Origin of the sequence: Pseudomonas sp. NPDC098747 (assembly GCF_044760045.1) — a bacterium.
Taxonomy (GTDB): domain Bacteria; phylum Pseudomonadota; class Gammaproteobacteria; order Pseudomonadales; family Pseudomonadaceae; genus Aquipseudomonas.
Genome location: NZ_JBIWAL010000147.1, coordinates 1 through 1,001 on the forward strand (window position 1 = coordinate 1; position 1,001 = coordinate 1,001).

The window sequence follows — 1,001 nt, forward strand, 5'->3', positions numbered from 1 at the left end:
CTAACGGCGGCTGGGGCTTTGCCCACACCGCAGCAGAAGCCAAAGAAATGGGCTTCTGGGCTTTCCACGTCGATACTCTCGGCTGGTCGGTTGCGTTGGGTCTGATCTTCGTTCTTATTTTCCGCATGGCGGCAAAGAAGGCGACTTCGGGTCAGCCAGGTGCTTTGCAGAACTTCGTTGAAGTATTGGTCGAATTCGTCGATGGCAGCGTGCGTGACAGCTTCCATGGCCGTAGCCCGGTGATTGCACCGTTGGCACTGACCATCTTCGTCTGGGTGTTCCTGATGAACGCCGTCGACCTGATACCGGTCGACTGGATTCCTCAGCTGGCCATCCTGATCTCCGGTGACCCGCACATCCCGTTCCGCGCCGTGTCGACTACCGACCCGAACGCGACTCTGGGCATGGCATTGTCGGTTTTCGCACTGATCATTTTCTATAGCATCAAGGTCAAGGGCATCGGCGGCTTCATCGGCGAATTGACCCTGCACCCGTTCGGCAGCAAGAACATCTTCGTTCAAGCCCTGCTGATCCCGGTGAACTTCCTGCTGGAATTCGTGACCCTGATCGCCAAGCCGATCTCCCTGGCTCTGCGTCTGTTCGGCAACATGTATGCCGGCGAGCTGGTGTTCATTCTGATCGCTGTGATGTTCGGCAGCGGCCTGCTCTGGCTGAGCGGCCTGGGCATTGTTCTGCAGTGGGCGTGGGCAGTGTTCCACATCCTGATCATCACGCTGCAGGCGTTCATCTTCATGATGCTGACCATCGTCTACCTGTCGATGGCGCACGAAGAAAACCATTAAGACCAGTCTCGACTAGTCTGATGTCCTTCCCGGTCAAACGGGAAGGGGCTCCTCAAAGAGCACCTGAAACGATTTGTTTTACCGCTTTAATCTAAAAAACCTAAACCATACGACGTAAAAGTCGGGAGGAAAGATGGAAACTGTAGTTGGTCTAACCGCTATCGCTGTTGCACTGTTGATCGGCCTGGGCGCACTGGG

The 1,001-nt window shown here is 55.6% G+C and carries 1 protein-coding gene; it reads left to right on the forward strand.

The window, feature by feature from the left end; genetic code table 11:
* A partial coding sequence (gene atpB / locus ACIQVE_RS29680; RefSeq protein ID WP_402815526.1) for a F0F1 ATP synthase subunit A occupies positions 1–803 on the forward strand: 803 nt, incomplete at its 5' end.
* Positions 804–1,001: the final 198 nt, after the last annotated feature.